The organism is Nocardia sp. NPDC051463 (genome assembly GCF_040681975.1).
GTDB lineage: Bacteria > Actinomycetota > Actinomycetes > Mycobacteriales > Mycobacteriaceae > Nocardia.
Genome location: NZ_JBFBAB010000021.1, coordinates 1 through 16,833 on the forward strand (window position 1 = coordinate 1; position 16,833 = coordinate 16,833).

Sequence of the window (16,833 nt, forward strand, 5' to 3'; positions counted from 1 at the left end):
CAAACTCACCCCGATCGAGTACGAGACAATAAACCGGCCCGCGCTCGCGGCCTGAAAGACCACACCCGCGAGTCAACCGAACTCGGGGCAGTCCCATGCCCAGCCCGGCCGCGATGCCGAGTGCGTATCCGATCGGGTCGACGTCGGCTGGTGGGCGCACGGTGTACACGTAGTGGTAGCCGAGTGTCCGGGCGTGTCGTTGCACGTCGTTGGCGTGGCGTGGCGCATGCAGACCGGACACGTCGTTGCGCACGAAACCAATGGCTTTCGGTTTGTCGTTCGTCGATGGTGACTTGATGGCTTGCGTGTGAGTCATGGTTCCCCCGGAACCTGGTCGGTGTGCTGGTTTGGGGCGTTCGGGTGACCGGCAGCAACGATCGTTATTTCGCTCGCGGGCATGGATTTCGAGCCACAGCACTTAGCTGAAGTTGGTGCAGCTCCGGATTTTTGACGACATCTCGGGGCGATGACCTGCAGTGTCATCCAAACGCTGTTACCAAGCAGACCACGAGCGATACGATGAGACGAGCTATCTGGGATTCCCAAACATAGTTGTCCCAAATCCGCAGGACGTATCCCGGTTCAGACGTACAGTGCGTTCCACATTCGAGTCGCGACCGTCCCAGATTTGCAGGGGGTGCAAGAACTTTGACCGACGAAGACGACGCTTCGACCCTGCCCCGGCGTCAGCTAGGGCGCTTCCTCCGCGAAACCCGCGAGGGGCAGGGACTTCCTCTCGACCAAGCCGCAAGGCTGGCCGAGCTAAGCAAGAGTGGCCTACACCGCATCGAAACTGCCCAAGTGGCGAAGGTCAAGATTCGCGAGATCCGAGCTCTCTGCGAGACGTACGGGGTGTCGGACGATGAAACCAGCCGCGTGCTCAAACTCGCTGAGCAAGCACAGGTCAAGACCTGGCACACGGCGTTCGATGGCCTCTACAGCGATTCGACATTCAATATGTATGTCGGACTCGAAGCCTCTGCACGTCAACTGATTTCGTACCATGAAATTGTCCCGGGCTTGCTGCAGACGCCTGACTACGCACGTGCGCTGATCAGCGCGTTCTACTGCGATAGCAGCCAGGACGACATCGACCGTCGGGTAGAACTGCGACTGAAACGGCAAGCCATCCTCACCCGCAAATCCGGGCCAGTGAGACTTGAACTGTTGCTTCATGAATCTGCTCTACACCGCATCGTCGGCAGCCCCCGCATCATGGCCGCAGAGCTGCGGCACTTGGCCGAGATCAGCAAGCTACCCAACCTCTCACTCCAGATTCACCCGTTCACCAGCGGATCAATGCGGGGGCTATTGCACGGTCCGTTCGTCATCCTCGACTTCGGCACCGACGCCAAGGGCGAGCCGGTTGAGCCACCGCTGGTCTACTTCGAAGGTGCCGGTAAGGCGGACCTCTACCTCGAGCGTGTCGAAGATGTACGACGTTATGCTGAGCTTGCTACAGCCATCCGGAGTACCTGCATGGATGCAACGAGATCGCGAGACCTGCTCAGGCGGGCAGCAAGGAGCTACGCAGCGTGAATACTGATTTGTCCGAGGTGAATTGGTTCAAGAGCAGCCACAGCAGCGGCCAAACCGAGTGCGTTGAGGTGGCTTGGCTTGAAGGGGCCGATGTCGGCGTCCGTGACTCCAAGAACCCAGCTGGCCCGGCACTGATCTTCACACCAGGCGAATGGGACGCCTTCACCGCTGGTATCACGAACGGAGAGTTCGACCGCCCCGCCTGAACCAGACACCACAAACCCACCAAGCGGCTCGTTCGACGAGCCCACGTCGGAATCAGGCCTTCGGCTGTCGTCAGACCACGAAAGCGCTTCCCGCGCAAGAAGTTCGGCGGCATCATGATCAAGAATGCCGCCGGGCCGAAGACCGCAATCCAGCACCGACATCCGCGTGGAAGTCATAGGCACTCTGCGAACTAGCAAGGCATCCAGGTCGCTGTCCGTATCCGCAGCACACACCTTCTACTTCGCTGGAGCCACGCCCCTGGGCGGTTGCATGCTGATTGACTGGGCCGGTACGTTCAGTCCAGCTGAACAGGGGGCGGGGTGCCGGGCCGGCCCTGATCGATGTCATCGATACAGCCGGCGGCCGGAAGGAACACACATGATCAGCAGGGAAAACACACTGCTCGGTGCCGCGTTTGCGGTCGGGGCTGTTGTCTTGTTGTCGGGATGTGGCCCATCGATCGGTGGTGAAGCCAAACCCTCCGCAAGCTCGACAAACACCGGACCAACACAGGCAACCGATGCGCCGAGCGCCTACGACCCGTGCAAAGACGTCCCGCAGGCAGTGCTGGACTCGGAGAAGCTGCGCCAAACCCGCATCGTCAACGACGACACGAGCGCTGGAGTCAAGTGGCGAGGCTGCGCTTACATACGGTCGAACGGCTACGTAGTGAGTATTACCACCACCAATCTGACCGTAGACGCCACGCGCAGCCGTAACTTCGCCGAGACGGCCGAGTTCACCATTAACGGTAGGCGAGCGATCTCGACCCGCCAGTTCGACGGCCCGTTCATCAAAGAAGCCTGCACGCTGAACGTCGAGATGAAGGGCGGCAGCCTCGATTTCAACCTGAGTAATCCCCCGTCGAATCGCGACACGGGCAGCATCGACTCATGCGTGCTCGCTCGGGGGTTGGCAGAAAAGGTTGTACCCAGCCTGCCCGCCAGTGCCTGATCATTGCTTCACGGAACGACTGGGAGGGGACCGGCATGGCAAACGACGAAAAGGCTCAATCGAGCCCATTGGCGAACCTGATCGGGGAGGCTCGGGAAGGTCGGCTGACGGTGCGCATGGATCTCGAGAAGTTCGTCTACGTCGACCGCGACTGCCAATACTTTATGGACCAGATCCGAGACATGCAGGCGAGAATGTCCGAGATCTCGAGGCAAGATACGTGGGGGCTCGGCGAGAAATTCGAGCCGCAGGGAGAACGGGATCTGATCTCAGCCAAGACGATGGTCACGCGCTGGCGAGAGAAGTCACACAGCACGCAGAACCCGAACAATATCTACGCGGTCATGGAGTCGCACTACAAGGTCATCGAGGACTTCCAGACGCTGTTCCGCACCGTCCGCGAACGCATCACCAGCGTCGACACCGAACAGGCCACCAAATACCAGGACCTGGAGGCGAACCTCCCGAAGCAACCACCAGCCCAGGCGAAGATCTTCTCCTGGCCGGGCCTGTAAGGAAAGCGGACCGGACGAAAGCACTGCCAATCATCCCCATTTGACAAAGCCGCTATCGGCGACTTGACCCAGCAGTACAAGCGATCTTTACGACAGTAAAGATGATGATTGGTATCAAGAAGGGGAGGAGAGGGAGAAATGAACTACATTCAGTCGCAATCCAGCAATGGTCGCCGCATGTCGCATTCCGGCCAGATGAACCGATAACGGAACCGTCCGGCGGACCTGTCAGGTACCCGAATCGTCCCAGTTCGTCGGCTGAAAATGTGGATTAGGAGTGAATCCTGCCGACGGGTCGGTCGGATCGATGAGTACACCTTTGATCTTGTTAGCTGGGACACCGCCTTTGAAGGCTATTTCTAGCTCGTCTGCGGCGACGGGCTGGTCCTTCGATGCGTACCAGAGGTTGACGTCGATACCGCCAGGGGCGTCCTCGATGATGTAGACGTACCCGCGTTCGTCGACGCCCGTGTGGTCGTTCGCATGCGCCGCATCGGTCGAGGTCGAAACATAGTTCGAGGTACTGTCACCTACCAGGTGATCGTCGAAGTCCTCGTTGGTACCTCTCGGTTCGAAGCCATGGAGAAAAACCTCGTGCGGCGGTCGCTGATCACCGCGATACAACGGCGATCGCGGATACCGCAGCCCACGTTCGCTCGCACTGTAGGGCACCCGGTAGCGCGGATTGGCGTCGAGGGCGTCCCGATACAGCTGGTCAGACCAATCACCCATGGCCACACCATGCTCGCGACCAGTGACGCCTCGTCGACGGAGGTCGTCTTCCATCATTCGCATGCCTTCGTCCCAAGCCCGAGATGCCAGAAACGCACGGTCCCCGACCAGATGGGGGCTGGCATGCTGCTCGACGTGGGAGTAGATGTCTTGAAAGCTCTGCGGTGCGGCGGTGTTCAGCGTGAGCCGGGGCATCGGGGTCCACTGAGGCGGGCTCGATACTGTCGGCATGCCGTCGCCGACATCGCTCAATTCGCGGGCCACGGTGTGGTCGGTAGCGCCCAGTTCAGGCCTATGGCCCAGTTCACCGCTCACGGAATGGTATCGGCCATACACCCCGCCTGCCAACGCCCTGGCGGCCTCGACGCATTGATTGGCAGACCTTTTGACGATCTGTGCGATTTCGCTGAACCCCGTCATCGCGAGACTGGCCCCTACCCCGGTTCTATCCCAGCACTGTCCTACTGGCGCAACCGCTTCCGGCATGAACATAGCAGCGCGCGATGTGGCTGCGGGGCCGCCGCGCACATGGCGGGCCTTCCATACCCTGCCTCTGGCGGTCGACCGGACCCGGGCACGAACCTGTCCTCCGCCCCCCTGGGGGGCATACTTCGGAACGTTGTGGCGACTTTCCACAGGGTGTACAAAGCCACCACGCCAAGCACTAGGACAACTCGAGAGAGTGCGACGGGTCGCCGAAGGATCAGCTGTGCGCCGGGCTCACGGGACGGTCTTCGGCGAGGCTTGGGCCGGTGGCGAAGTGCTGACGGTAACGCTCGGGGGTGGTGGAGAGGCGGCGGGTGAAGACTCGGTGGAGGGTTTCGCCATGTCGGTAGCCAACCGCGCGGGCGATGGCGGTAATGGTGAGTTCGGTGGATTCCAGCAGGCGGCGGGCCGCTTCGATGCGGTGGTCTTCCACGAATGCGGCTGGGGTGGTTCCGGTTTCGGCGCGGAAGGCGCGGGCGAAATGGCGTTCGCTCATCCCGGCGCGCTGAGCCAGGGCGGAGACGGCGAGGTTGTCGTCGAGATGGTCGGGAAGCCACTGCTGGACGGCGCGGATGGCAGGGGTGCGGGCGGGCTGGGCGCGCAGTTGGGCGCTGAATTGGGCTTGGCCGCCGGAGCGGCGGGTGAAGACGACGAAGGCGCGGGCGATCTGCTGCGCCATTTCGCGACCGTGATCGTCCTCGACGAGGGCCAGGGCGAGGTCGATGCCTGCGGCCACGCCCGCGGAGGTCCAGCGGTTGCGATCGTGGACGTAGATGCGGTCGGGCTCGACTGTGACACGAGGGTAGGTGCGGGCCAGTCGATCGGTCGTACCCCAGTGCGTGGTGGCTCGGTAACCGTCGAGCAGGCCGGCCGCGGCGAGCAGCAGCGCGCCGGAGCACACCGAGGTCACTCGGCGGGATTTGCGGGCCAGGGCGGGCAATTCGCGAGCCACTTGCGCGGACACCGGTTCGGAGATCCAGCCGCCGACGACCATCAGGGTGTCGATCTCCTCAGCGGAGGCGGCCAGGTCATGGAGCGCGTGTTCGACCGCGATGGTCAGACCGCCGTCGGCCTTGATCGACCGCCCCTGCGGCGAGGCGGTCACGAGCCGGTACAACGTTTTCTCGGTGACCGCGTTGACGAACCCGAAAACATCCATCGGCCCGGCCAATTCGACCAGCTGCATGCCCTGGTAGACGACGAAAACAATGGTGCGCGGCACGGGCATTCCGCCATCATCGCAGTCGGGACAGGTGGCCGCCACGGTCCGTGCGTAACAGTGACGGCAGTCGGGCTCCCCCACCGCCGCGCGCAGCGGGAGTATCGCCGCGCGCCATGGCGATCGGGAGGCCCTCCCAGACAGCCGCATCAGCCGACGCGCTCGACTCCGGCGCTCGTGCCGCGCACCACGTGCTGATCGAGGAACGGGATGATCACTGCGGCAACACGATCCGAGAATTGGGCGTGCGGATAGTGTCCGCCGTTGTCGACCATCACGACCCGGCCCAAACCGTCCGGCATGGCCGCCACGATCGCGTTCGCTTCGGCCTCGGGATCAGCGAAATCCGGTTCCGCCGAACCCATGATCACCAGTGCGGGGCAGCGGACATCCGCCAACCGGGCGTGCGCGTCCGCAGGGGTGGTCTGGCCGGTTTTCATGAATTCCGCCCAGCGCTCGGGCTGCCGCAGGATGTTCTCGAGGCCCGCGAGGTACCGGTCGTAGTCGGCGGGCTTGGTCGGATAGGCGAGGTCCAGATACCGCCGCCACCAGGGCAGCGAGTTCATCATCGAGGTGAGGGCGAGGCGGACCAGGCCGCGACGGTATCGGCGGTTGGTGAGCAGGGCTCCGGCGTGCAGGCTCTGGGTGAGGGTGAAGGGTCCGATCTCGACGATCGCGGTCACCAGCTCCGGGGCCTGCGCCGCGGCGATCGTCGCCGCGCCGCCCGACAGCGAGTGCCCGACGATCACCGCCGGGCCGCCGAAGTGGCGGATGACCCCCAGCAGATCCTCCGCTACATCGGTGCGGCTGATAGCGGCCTTCCCGGTCACCGAAGGCCAGTCGAGGCTCGATTCGCCGTGCCCGCGCATGTCCACGTTGACCACCCGGTAGCCCGCCGCGGCCAAGGGGCCGACGAGGTGGCGGAAGTCGTGCCGCACGGTACCCATGCCATGCGACAGCACCACGAGCGGTCCGTCACCGACCACATCACAGGCGAGTTGTCCGTGTTCGAGCGTCACATACTCGGTCATTGTCGTTTCCTTCCAGCGGAACCATCCATTGGCCGCGACTGCGACCTGCTGGAATTGAACGCCGGAAGACCGGCGGGACCGATACCGAAGGCCGGAAGAATCAGCCGGACGGCCGATTTCGTCAGATCCTGACCATTGTCACCGACCTTGCAAGGTCGGGGTTGCCCTCCCCACTGGTAGCGAAATTCGAGACCCTCCAGAACGACCGAACACCGGCGAATCGGCCTACGCGGCAAGCCCTCGTCGAATACAGAGCCGTCGACTGTGCCACCTTGTGAAAGTCGACCAGCGCAACAGGTTCGAAGTGACCGGAGCCCAGTGGGCAGATCCGGCGGTTGTGAGAGTACCTGCGGCTGCTGTTCTCGGCGGTGTCACAGCTTCCCGCCCGCAGCGAGCCATTGTGGCGGGGGGTGTCGTTGGACCTGCGTGCGCAGTATCCGCTGGGTCGGACCGTGACCTGGTGGGGAGTGTCGTCTTGCACGTCTCAGCCGAGCGTGGCACGGGGATTCCTCGGCAGTCGCGGCAAGCGAACACTTTTCGAGGTACTCCCCGCCCGGGCCGTGAGCATCCGGAATTTCTCCGCGTTCACCGACGAAGAGGAATTCGTTCTGTTGCCGGGCACTCAGCTCGAGGTAACACGCGTCAAGGCCGCGCGCGGCGGGTTGTGCACCGTGACGTTGACCGATTCGGACGAGCGACCCTCGTGTCCTGAGCGTCGAACTGCCCCCGGCCCCACGAACCACATCCACGGATTCCCAACGGGGCATGCTGGGTACCTCTCACTCGTGCCATTGCTGCGGATTCGTGCGTGCAGGTCGGGGCGTGCCTCCCCACTGGTGGTGACAGCCGTTGTGCCGCTGTATGAAGGTGAAGCGCGACGGCAGAGTTGACGACCGCCGACTACCGACAACTCCACATTCTGGACAGCAATTTTTCGAGCAAGTCTCGAGTGCATGTACGCGCCGATGGAGCTCCGCCCCGTGCGCTGCGCGTTCACGCAAGTCGAGAGTGATTGCGGCACAACCTACGATGGTCGTTGCGCTGAGCTTTGGCGGGACCGCAAGCGCCCAGCAAGTTACTTGATCTGAGCGACAGTCGAATTCGGGTGTCCTCGGTCACCGACCGGGGAACAAACAGGAGGTATGCGGGGTGGGTGGAGCAGCGCGATCCGTGAACCAGCGGGGAATTCGTGGTTGGCTGAGGAAGACCGGCGCTGCCATAGCCACGGCTGGGCTGATGTCGTCAATCGGTGCGACGGTCGCCACCGCCGCGCCGATCCACACGCCTGTACTGCGCGCACCGGCGGGCGGCTACCAGGAGCTCTTCGTACCGTCGAGCATGGGGCCGATCAAAGTCCAGGTGCAGTGGGCGCACCGCGGCGGGAGCGCCGCCCTGTACGTGCTCGACGGTTTCCGTGCGCCCGCCGACCACAATCAGTGGACGACCGATACCGATGTGCTGCGCCAGTTCGCCGGCGACAACGTCACTTTGGTGTTCCCCGTCGGCGGTCACTCGAGCTTCTACACCGACTGGTACCGGCCGAGTAGCACCAACCGTCAGACAACGACATACAAGTGGGAGACCTTCCTCACCCAGGAACTGCCCGCCTTCCTGCAACAGTACGGCGTGTCGCGAACCAACAACGCCATCGTCGGAGCCTCTATGGGCGGCAACGCCGCTCTGACGCTGGCCGGCCATCATCGCGACCAGTTCAAGTTCGCCGGATCCTTCTCGGGATTCGTGCATCCGACGTATCCGCTCTGGAACGAAGCGATGCGCGTTGCCATGTGGGACGAGGGCAACTTCAACGTGGACGACATGTGGGGTCCGACCAAGGACCCGGCCTGGACCCGCAACGATGCCACTGTGCAGGCAGAATCCCTGCGCGGGCTGCCGATATACCTCTGGGCGGGAAACGGGGTGCCCGGTCCGCTCGACCAGCGGTACGGAATCGGCAACACGATCAACGCGATGGCCCTCGAGGCGATGGCGACAGCCTCCACCCAAATGTTCAATGATCGAATCACGGCGCTCGGAATCGCCGCTCGCGTCGACATCGTCAACGGCACCCACACCTGGCCCTATTGGCAGCAGGCGTTGGCGACTGCGCGTCCGATGATCCTCGATGCTCTGGGCGTGCGCTGACGGAACCTGTCACGAACAAGGTCGCGGCTCTGGGCGAGGTTCGCAGGGCAATCGTGGTCGAGCGATAGCGGCGCGAATTCGGTGACCGGCCTGCCACATCGGTGATCGCCGGGCACGTAGTAGTCGTGGTGCGCGCCGGTTATCCGGATGCTTGCTGTCCGAACGTCACGTCGGCAGGCATACGCCTGAACGCAAACCTCGGTCCTAGTGCCGCGTCCACATAGCTCCTGTCGTATCGAGCCCTGTGTCCGGGAGTCCTTCGAACGCAGTCGAATGGTGGTTGCCCAGGCCGTATTCGACCGCCATATGCCTACGCTCGGCGCGCAGCCGGAGTGGGTAGCGCAGCGATCTATCTGGACGGGGCACTAGCACCCGAACACACTGATCGGTCGTCAGCGAACGGTGTCCGGTCCGGGCATGGCATGCTGGCGGGGTGAAGTCGGTCGCGGTGGAGATCGTCGGCATCCTCGATCAGGTGTTGGCAATCGTGAAACGCGATCCACAGGAGCTGATCTGGCAATCCCGATACTCGGATGAGCGGGAGCTCGTGAATGATCTGACCGATCATGCCCAGCGCATCAGGCAGGGAGATTTGAGCCGGTTGCCCGATCTTTCCTTCCTGTTCGTGCCGACCGGGCCGCTGTGTGAGATCGCGGCCAGCAGCGGATGGCTGGAGGCCTACACGGTGCTGGGGAACCGGTTCGATGAGTTGCATTCGCGCCTGCAGCAGTCGTGACACTGACAGATATTGAAACGAGCTTGGACTGCCAACTTTGGACGGTCTCTTGTTCGGGGCGGTTCGACCTGGACTCAAAGGTCTTTCGTGATGCCTATCCGGGAAGCCAGTTCCGGAGTGAAGACGACCATGACGTCGTCGGTGCCGAGCCAGAAGCTGGCTGCCGATCCTGTGCCCACTGAGCATCCCGCGGCGATCCATACGAAGCCGAGTCGGATAGCCGACGGCACCCGGGCTGTGCCATTGGGATCGTGGTCCCAGCAGATTTCGGCAGCGATTTCTCTGCCGATCAGCCCGGCCCAGTGCGGGTGGTCGGACACCGGCACCGCGGCACTGCCTCCCGGCCCGCCGACCAAGAAATCGGTCATCGACTTCGGGAAGATTTCGAGTCCGTACTCGTCGAAGGTGTTGTGCCAGATCGCTGAGTAACGATGACCGAGGTCGGTGATCAGCTCAACGCCCATGGTGGGTTCGTGCCGGTCGCCGAAGTCCCAGCCAGCGGCGAGCGGGGCAGCATCGTCGATGGGCAACGGGTAGTACACGACCTCGACGAGACGTTGGCCGCGCAGCGTTGCCACGACTGCTTCGAGGTGTTTCTCAGCGGAGGATGTCGATGGCGACACGACATGATTGTTGTCCGGGTGGTCGGATTTCACGCAGGTGGCGGCGGTGGGAGCCGAACCCGTACCTGTACGACGGTCGCAGGCCGACCAGGCGCGCCGGGTGGCCGACGTGGTGCGTCATCAGAATGTACTGTGCGGCGAACTGGGCGCAGATGCATGACGTTTCGGGCGTGCCGTCTGTGGACGTTTCGGCAGTTCGCTATGGAAGACAGCTCCGTCACAGAGCAGCGCGCCGAGGTACTGGGCGTCAATGAACTGCCAGCGTGGCGGGCTGTAATGTTCTGCGCCGTAATCGGTCTCGAAATGCCTTGATCGAGAATGCATCCAGTTCTCAGTCCGCGTCCACAGCGCGCCTCCTACTTCGCCGTAAACCCGCCTGGGGACGGTTGCACGCTGGTTGACCGGCCGGTACGGTCAATCCAGCTGAACAGGGGGCGGGGAGCCGGGCCGGCCCTGATCGATGTCATCGATACAGCCGGCGACCGGGAGGAACACATGACCAGCAGAGCAAGCACGCTGCTCGGTGCTGCGACTGCGGTCGGGGCTGTTGTCTTGTTGTCGGGATGTGGGCCGTCGAGTGGTGGGGACGCTAAGCCAGCGACTCCGACGAGTGCGGGCCCATCGCTTGCGGCGGATGTACCGAGCAGCTATGACCCGTGTAAGGACGTTCCCCAAGGTGTGCTGGACGCGGAGAAGCTAGGCTCGCCGGTCACAGCCAACAGCGACACGAGCAGCGGGGTCAAATGGCATGGATGCCGGTGGGTAAAGCCGAGCAGTTACTCGGTGAGCATCCGTACGACGAATCTGACCGTCGATCTCGTCCGCAGCCGCAACTTCACTGAGGCAACCGAATTCACCATCGGCGGCAGGCGAGCGATCTCGACACGCCAGTTCGATGGCCCGTCCATCAAAGAGGCATGCACCGTGGACGTTGAGATTAAGGGCGGCAGCCTCGAATTCAACCTGAACAACCCGAAGGCGACCGACACAGGCAGTCTTAACTCATGTGACTTGGCTCGCGACTTGGCGGAGAAGGTCGTCCCGAGTCTGCCCGCCACCGCCTGACCACTGCTTCGAAGAACAAACTGGGGAGGGGTCCCACATGGCCAGCGACGACAAGACTTCACCGAGCCCATTGGCGAACCTGATCACAGAAGCCCGCGAAGGTCGACTGACGGTGCGGATGGATCTCGAGAAATTCGTCTACCTCGACCGCGACTGCGAGTACTTCAAAATCGCCATCCTGCAGATTCAAGGAGCGATGACCGAGGTTGCCAACCAGGATAAATGGGGTCTCGGTGAAAAATTCGAGAAGCAGGGAGATCGCGACCTGATCTCAGCCAAGACGATGGTCTCGCGCTGGCGAGAGAAGTCACAGAGCACTCAGAACCCGAACAACATCTACGACGTCATGGCGTCGCACTACAAGGTCATCGAAGACTTCCAGACCTTGTTCCGCACCGTCCGCGAACGCCTCACCGGCGTCGATACCGACCAGGCCACCAAATACAAGGACCTGGAGGCGAACCTCCCGAAGCAACCACCAGCCCAGGCGAAGATCTTCTCCTGGCCAGGGCTGTAAGGAAAGGGGCGATCCGTTGACTGGCACCGAGTCCACCAAAATCCCCCCGCACGGGGAGAACGTATTCCATTGGGAACGCACCGAAATCGAGGAAGCGTTCACCCCGTTGAACCCCAAAGACGCCCACGACGCTGCCATGAAGTACTCCAACGTCGCCACCCAATGGGATCAAGGCCTCGAAACCTTCGCCCGTTCGGTCCAAGCCTCGATCGCCGAATCATGGGAAGGCTCGGCCGCGGATAAAGCCAAAGACGCGATCACCCGCTACGTCAAAGACGCTCACGAGCTGACCCCGCTGATCACCCAGATGTCCAACGACATGGAGGCCGCCGCCGACGCGATTCGCACCGTCGCCAACGGAATCCCGGAGGCCAACCACCACTCCTGGACCGCGAACGTCTGGCCACCACGTGCCTCGGAGGAAGAAAAAACTCGCAGCGAGGCAACCGCAGGCGCTCGCAACGCCATGCTCGAAAACTACGTGAAAAAGTTCGCCGAGTTCGATGGGCGGGTCCCGGTCCTCCCCACCGCACTCAACCCCACCAATCCTCTGGACATCTCCGGTCCCACCGTGCCCGGAGACAACGGCCCGGGCACGCCCGGCGGTTCGGGAAACCCCAATTCCCCTGGCAAGAGCGGCAATCCAACAGATACGGGCGACGAGAACCCGGACGAGAAGAAGTCCGAGGAAAAGTCGACCGAAGAACAGCCGACCTCGCAGGACACCAACCCATCCAGTACCAATCCGACCTCGACCGACCCGAGCAGCACACCGACCACCCCGACCACCCCCACCGCGCTCGACCCGTCCAAATCCGGCACTCCGACCACTCCGGCGGGCACGCCGGGCGGGCACCCCGGCTCTCCCGGCGGCTCCGGCACACCCTCCGGCTCCCCGAGCCCGGGCCGCAGCGTCCCCGGAGTCCCCGGCACACCCACCGGCGCCAATCCGGCGGCAGCTGCGGCGGCCAGACTCGCGGGCAGCAGCGGTATGCCGGGTATGGGCGGTATGGGTGCAGGCGCCGGCCGGGGCAAGTCCGATGACGAAAACACCCACCAGACACCGGACTACCTCATCAACGAAGCCAACACTGCGGAGCTGATCGGAGAGATCGCACGGACCGTCCCCGGCGGTGTGATCGGCGCAGACCCCGCACCTCCGCCACCACCACGCAGCTGACCACCCCCAGATATCCCGTTCGGCGGCGAATCGCGGACAGCAATGGACCGCGCGGCACCAAGCCGCGCGCGTCCTGTGTCGCGCGCAACCACCCGCCGATGAATCCGGAGCACCACTGTCGCCCGCCGAACGCGGACCCGCACAAACCCACCCCGCACGACCGATTGGAATCTCTAGATGGCTGAATGGACTTGGGAGCCCGACGATTTCGCCGCGCTATGGTTCAGCCCCGCGAACGACCGGTTCCCCAATCCACTCCGCTTCACCAGTCGCTTTCCTTATCGCGACGATTTCGACGCCCACCGCGTCACCGTGCGTGAGCGCTACTCCCGCGACGAGCTCGAAGAGATCCAGCTCGCCCTGCACACATTGACCACCTCGACCATGCGCATCGAAATCTTCGGCGGCACAACCCACCACAAGAATCCCCAGGGCGGAACACGTGTTTACCGCGTCGTCGGCGCGCGCAACGACCACCGCGCCATGTCGCTGGCCCAAGCCACTTTCGGCGACTCCAACGGCCCTATCCGCTGCCGCCTGTTCCCCGTCGACCATCTCACTGCGCAACTGGCCAGTGCCCTGCCGCCCTGCAAACCCGGCGCACAAGCACCGGACACCTTCCACCCCGACGACCTCTACGGGCGCCCCAACGGCCACCTCGAAAGCATCAGCCGTAACACCCCCCGCGAGCGCTACCAGCGCCTGCTCCATCGCCCCTCCGATGGCGGCGGATCCGCGCTTCTCTACACCGGCCCGGTCAACAAACTCACCGACCCACTGAACACCGTGCAATGGCACGACATCAGCGGCGACGGCCGCTACACCGAATTCCGCGGCCAGCACATCACCGTCCGCCCCACCACCCCCAGCGACCTCACCGCGCACTTCGGCGACTGGATCGACCGCGTCACCCAACGACTCCGCGAAGCCGAAGAAGACCGCTGGTAACCGGCACTCACCCAATCGGGTTCAAACCCCTAATCGGCCGCACCTCCCCCAGGGCTCCCGCCCAGCCGCCGCGTCCGGATAGCTTCTGCCGTATCGAGCCCCGGGTCGGGGAGTCCGTCGAGCGCAGTCGAATGGTTGCCGCCCAGGGCGTACTCGACCGCCATATGACTACGCTCGGCGAGCAGCCGAAGTGGGTAAGGCTGTGGATGAAGGCGGGCCCACGCCCGCCCCCCGGCCGGCACTCCCGCATGATCGACTCCGCAGCTTGTCGGCGCAGAATGAACGCTATGCGCTTCACCGTCCCCACCGTGATATTGATGATGGCGGCAGTCCTGCTGACCGGATGTTCTATACCGACACGAGGACCCGACCAGGCCGAGCGTGACAACTGGTCACGCGTGATCGAGTTTGCCCTCCGGGCGCTTCCCGGGGTGCTCGATGCGTCGCATTTGTTCGATTACGAGGGTAAGTCCCGCACGTACCATTCCCGGCTCTTCGTGCGGCTCGAGGATGGCGCCACACCGGACGAGGCCGCGTCCGTGGTGCGTGCCATGGGCGCCCAGCAGCTTCCGCCGCGCTACCAAGGCGACCAGACCGAGGTCCATCTCGACCGGATGACGGACTCTTATTATGCGAATTGGCGGTTCGGTCGGGACGTGAGCAGGGAAGCGAACTCGGCACACACCTGGGCGAGAGTCTCGGCCCCCGGCACGCAGGTGCACTGGTCGTCACGCGGCATCGACGTAGACCAGATGAGCAACGCCATCGGCGTCGGAGCGGGCTCCCAGGCGGAACCCCACCGTGCCATCGCGGCGATGCGCCGAATCATCCAGGACTTCCCAGAACTGGCATCCAACGACTGGACGGTGGCCACCCTTGATGAGGGCGACGGCAGCGCGATCAACGATCACTCGAGACTGGAACCCGGGTGGCTCAACTCGGACCGTCGCCCCCTGTTCCCGTCCAGCCGACCCCGCTTTCCGTCCACTAGCGAACTCGAGATGTGGGAGTGGTTCCTGACCGATCAACCCACCCCGTTCTTCGTCGAGATTTCCGTATACGACCCGCCCGGCAAAGCAGGCCGCACCCTGGACGTCGCGATATACCCTCCTGTCGGACAGCAACTCACCGCTGCGCAGGCAACACAACTCGCCGAAAAGCATCTTCCCTACTTGGCCCAGCCCGGTGCCGTGGTCGACTACACGATCCAGACACGCAACGGCCCCACTTTCGCGGTCTTCATCGGCGGTTGCCCCCAGCCATCCTGGCGCGATGTTTCACCGGAGTCGCAGCCCTACGCGAGTCAGTATGAACGCTGCTAGGCAGTGTCTCAATGGGGGTTTGCGTTGTGGGGCGCTGCGAAGCGGCGTCCCACAACCGATGGGTCCGAAGGTATTGGCCGCGTTGGTAATAAGGTGCGGCCTCCGGTAGATGAGTTTGTTTCGACCAAGAAGCAACTGAACGCCGGAGACCTCGTGCCCCGCGTAGCGGTGACGAGGCGAGCAGATCTGACCGATGCCCAGTGGGCACGGTTGGAACCGCTGCCGCCTCGCGGCAAGAAGGCGGGCCGCCCGCCGACATGGGCGAACCGCCAGCTGATCGACGGCATCCGATGGCGGACCCGTTGCGGGACACCGTGGCGTGACGTGCCCGCCTGTTGCAGGCATCAGAAGAGCGTCTACGGCTACGACATGGATGAAGGCAGGCCCCCCACCCACTTACGAGACCCGACCTGGGTGGCCTTCTCCATTCACGTTGGCGACCGCCCAATCCTCAACGGTGACAACGACTCTCAGCTGAGGGCCAAAAGGGCTCACTGCCCGAGTTCCCTGGTCAAACCAATCAGGAACTGTGATGCGTTACGGATCTGCTGGTCCGTGATTTTGAACTTTGATTCACCGCTTTCAGCCTTGATCAAACCCGTGTGGTTGTGAGTGTCCCCTGCCAACCGTCGACCTTGGTGGCAATACGAACCGCATCGTCGGCGCGCTTCAGCCATACTTTCTCGTCGTATCCAGTTTGGGAAATATAGCTCGGATCGTCTTTGAGCAGAGGAGGATCCGTCTCACTCGGCAGCATCACCCGAAGCCGTGTTTGCCCCACCCCACCAAGGATGCCTGCGTTATGGTACAGGTAGCTCCTCGCCCTATTACCCCTTCGGGCTTGTCGGACCCATATTCGATACTCACATCGGCTATTCCGAGGTCTTTTCCAAAGAATCCGAGCGTATTATCACACTGCTCACCAAGGGTGTGGTCAGAGTTTTGTTGTGCAGGGTTTTTGCTTGCTATCCCGCATCCCGATATGAGCACGATAGATATCAGTCCCGCAGTCGTGTACATCGATCGCCTTACAGCCCAACCCAATCGCCGCTCCCATCTTCAGTGAATGCCGGTTACTGCGTCCGTTTATCCGTATACCCGGCCACTTGCTGTGCCGTCGGTGACGGTCGCGTCATCAAATTTGGCAGAATCGCGAGAGGTGTCCTCTAACTCCGTAGGGGCTCGTCGTCTCAGCACTCGCCTCGTCGTAATCGTCGACTATCCTCTGTTGGTCATCGCGACACCTCGCGACAGAAACGGACTGCCAGCGCACTTTTCGTCGGACTCGACATAACACCCCCGTTTGCGTAGTACAGCCCAGCCTAGGCCCGGCAAGCGAATATCTTGTCGGCTGCTATTCGCATTGTCAACCACGACGACCTACCGGGCGGAGTCGAAGTCCGCCGTCTGATGGCGCGACCTAGGGGTGTCAGCGTGCAATGGCGTGGGCACGGCTTCAGCGCATCGATGATCGAGATGGCACCGACCGGCGGGCGTCAAAGTCATTGCTGTGCAAAGGTTCTCATCATCTGCGACGCACACCGTGTCCGTCGACTCGCCGCCACAACGCCAGGTGTCCGGTGCCCTCGGCGCACCAGATTCACTGACGCCCGG

General features: G+C 63.0%; 18 protein-coding genes. 13 read left to right on the plus strand and 5 right to left on the minus strand.

Going from position 1 to position 16,833, the window contains the following annotated elements; genetic code table 11:
* On the minus strand, positions 1-316 hold a 316-nt coding region (locus tag AB0M74_RS24295; RefSeq protein ID WP_366528582.1), incomplete at its 3' end, for a hypothetical protein.
* A gap of 332 nt (positions 317-648) precedes the next feature.
* On the opposite strand from AB0M74_RS24295, the gene AB0M74_RS24300 reads away from it, so the two are divergent.
* From AB0M74_RS24300 to AB0M74_RS24315, 4 genes are all read left to right on the plus strand, one after another.
* Positions 649-1,539: a helix-turn-helix transcriptional regulator gene (locus AB0M74_RS24300; protein WP_366528583.1), complete on the plus strand. Its 891-nt coding sequence runs from the start codon at positions 649-651 to the stop codon at positions 1,537-1,539.
* Positions 1,536-1,745 carry a DUF397 domain-containing protein gene (locus tag AB0M74_RS24305; RefSeq protein WP_366528584.1) on the plus strand — a complete coding sequence of 70 codons (210 nt, stop codon included), beginning with the start codon at positions 1,536-1,538 and terminating at the stop codon, positions 1,743-1,745. Before AB0M74_RS24300 ends, AB0M74_RS24305 begins: the two co-directional genes overlap by 4 nt.
* Positions 1,746-2,124: 379 nt before the next feature.
* Positions 2,125-2,700 carry a DUF3558 domain-containing protein gene (locus tag AB0M74_RS24310; RefSeq protein ID WP_366528585.1) on the plus strand — a complete coding sequence of 192 codons (576 nt, stop codon included), beginning with the start codon at positions 2,125-2,127 and terminating at the stop codon, positions 2,698-2,700.
* A gap of 35 nt (positions 2,701-2,735) precedes the next feature.
* Positions 2,736-3,215, plus strand: a complete 480-nt coding sequence (locus AB0M74_RS24315; protein WP_366528586.1) for a hypothetical protein — start codon at positions 2,736-2,738, stop codon at positions 3,213-3,215.
* Between the two features lie 228 nt (positions 3,216-3,443).
* Here the strand turns inward: AB0M74_RS24315 and AB0M74_RS24320 are convergent, their stop codons facing one another.
* The 3 genes from AB0M74_RS24320 to AB0M74_RS24330 all read right to left on the minus strand — a co-directional run bounded on the left by AB0M74_RS24320 (position 3,444) and on the right by AB0M74_RS24330 (position 6,683).
* Positions 3,444-4,262 (minus strand): hypothetical protein, encoded by an 819-nt coding sequence (locus AB0M74_RS24320; RefSeq protein WP_366528587.1) that lies wholly within the window; start codon positions 4,260-4,262, stop codon positions 3,444-3,446.
* Between the two features lie 388 nt (positions 4,263-4,650).
* A complete protein-coding gene (locus AB0M74_RS24325) occupies positions 4,651-5,661 on the minus strand; it encodes a helix-turn-helix domain-containing protein (RefSeq protein WP_366528588.1) in 1,011 nt (336 codons plus the stop codon).
* 140 nt (positions 5,662-5,801) lie between these two features.
* Positions 5,802-6,683, minus strand: coding sequence for an alpha/beta hydrolase (locus AB0M74_RS24330; RefSeq protein WP_366528589.1), 882 nt, complete (start codon positions 6,681-6,683; stop codon positions 5,802-5,804).
* A gap of 368 nt (positions 6,684-7,051) precedes the next feature.
* Between AB0M74_RS24330 and AB0M74_RS24335 the strand changes: the two genes are divergently transcribed.
* The 3 genes from AB0M74_RS24335 to AB0M74_RS24345 all read left to right on the plus strand — a co-directional run bounded on the left by AB0M74_RS24335 (position 7,052) and on the right by AB0M74_RS24345 (position 9,564).
* The gene (locus AB0M74_RS24335; protein WP_366528590.1) at positions 7,052-7,573 is read left to right on the plus strand and encodes an ADP-ribosyltransferase domain-containing protein; all 522 of its coding nucleotides are present in this window, start codon (positions 7,052-7,054) and stop codon (positions 7,571-7,573) included.
* 343 nt (positions 7,574-7,916) lie between these two features.
* The gene (locus AB0M74_RS24340; RefSeq protein WP_366528688.1) at positions 7,917-8,828 is read left to right on the plus strand and encodes an alpha/beta hydrolase family protein; all 912 of its coding nucleotides are present in this window, start codon (positions 7,917-7,919) and stop codon (positions 8,826-8,828) included.
* 448 nt (positions 8,829-9,276) lie between these two features.
* Entirely contained in the window at positions 9,277-9,564 is a 288-nt protein-coding gene (locus tag AB0M74_RS24345; RefSeq protein ID WP_366528591.1) for a hypothetical protein, read from the plus strand.
* Between the two features lie 74 nt (positions 9,565-9,638).
* Here AB0M74_RS24345 and AB0M74_RS24350 read toward each other — a convergent pair whose 3' ends face one another.
* Positions 9,639-10,187, minus strand: coding sequence for a hypothetical protein (locus tag AB0M74_RS24350; RefSeq protein WP_366528592.1), 549 nt, complete (start codon positions 10,185-10,187; stop codon positions 9,639-9,641).
* A 495-nt stretch (positions 10,188-10,682) separates the two neighbouring features.
* Between AB0M74_RS24350 and AB0M74_RS24355 the strand changes: the two genes are divergently transcribed.
* The 6 genes from AB0M74_RS24355 to AB0M74_RS24380 all read left to right on the plus strand — a co-directional run bounded on the left by AB0M74_RS24355 (position 10,683) and on the right by AB0M74_RS24380 (position 15,831).
* Complete coding sequence (locus AB0M74_RS24355; protein ID WP_366528593.1) at positions 10,683-11,252, plus strand: DUF3558 domain-containing protein; 570 nt, start codon at positions 10,683-10,685, stop codon at positions 11,250-11,252.
* A gap of 37 nt (positions 11,253-11,289) precedes the next feature.
* Complete coding sequence (locus AB0M74_RS24360; protein WP_366528594.1) at positions 11,290-11,769, plus strand: hypothetical protein; 480 nt, start codon at positions 11,290-11,292, stop codon at positions 11,767-11,769.
* 16 nt (positions 11,770-11,785) lie between these two features.
* A complete protein-coding gene (locus tag AB0M74_RS24365; protein WP_366528595.1) occupies positions 11,786-12,949 on the plus strand; it encodes a WXG100 family type VII secretion target in 1,164 nt (387 codons plus the stop codon).
* 177 nt (positions 12,950-13,126) lie between these two features.
* Positions 13,127-13,897: an ESX secretion-associated protein EspG gene (locus AB0M74_RS24370; protein ID WP_366528596.1), complete on the plus strand. Its 771-nt coding sequence runs from the start codon at positions 13,127-13,129 to the stop codon at positions 13,895-13,897.
* Positions 13,898-14,184: 287 nt separating this feature from the next.
* Complete coding sequence (locus tag AB0M74_RS24375; RefSeq protein ID WP_366528597.1) at positions 14,185-15,219, plus strand: hypothetical protein; 1,035 nt, start codon at positions 14,185-14,187, stop codon at positions 15,217-15,219.
* A gap of 168 nt (positions 15,220-15,387) precedes the next feature.
* A complete protein-coding gene (locus tag AB0M74_RS24380; RefSeq protein WP_366528689.1) occupies positions 15,388-15,831 on the plus strand; it encodes a transposase in 444 nt (147 codons plus the stop codon).
* Positions 15,832-16,833: the final 1,002 nt, after the last annotated feature.